The sequence below is a fragment of the Kocuria sp. NBRC 114282 genome, from assembly GCF_030268385.1.
GTDB lineage: Bacteria > Actinomycetota > Actinomycetes > Actinomycetales > Micrococcaceae > Kocuria > Kocuria palustris.
On record NZ_BSQO01000032.1, the window covers coordinates 1 to 534 of the forward strand.

Sequence of the window (534 nt, forward strand, 5' to 3'; positions counted from 1 at the left end):
GGGACCGGGCCACTCGCACGACGTCTTCGCGGAACTCCTGGGGGTAGGGAGCGGGCATGGTGCACATCCTTCCAGGCCGCCCTCCGGGCAAGCCAGATCAGATGTCACCTATCCGTGCGGCAGTCCCAGCGCTTCCAGCAGACCCTGAAGAAGTGGCTGGCAGCCCAGCCCCCACCAGCAGACCTGCCGGGCCTGCAGGCCCTGCTCGATCAGTTCCGCGAGATCTACAACACTCAGCGGATCCACTCAGCGAAGAAGACCACCCCGTACGCCGCCTACATCGCCGCACCGAAGGACACCCCAGGGCCCCTGGCACCGGCCACGACCCGGTTCCGCACCGACAAGATCGACGCCACGGGCAAAGTCACGCTGCGCTACGACGGCCAGCTCTTCCACATCGGCATCGGCCGAGCCCACGCCCGAACCCACGTCGTTCTGATCGTTGAGGACCGCGAGATCACCATCGTGGCCAAGGCCACCGGAGAGATCCTCCGCGAGCTCACCCTGGACCCCACGCGGAAGTACCAGCCACAA

The 534-nt window shown here is 66.5% G+C and carries 1 protein-coding gene; it reads left to right on the forward strand.

Annotated features, from left to right (window positions below):
• Positions 1 to 114: 114 nt before the first annotated feature.
• Positions 115 to 534 (forward strand): integrase core domain-containing protein (locus QSJ40_RS12600; RefSeq protein WP_285731351.1); only part of this gene is annotated, 420 nt, incomplete at its 3' end.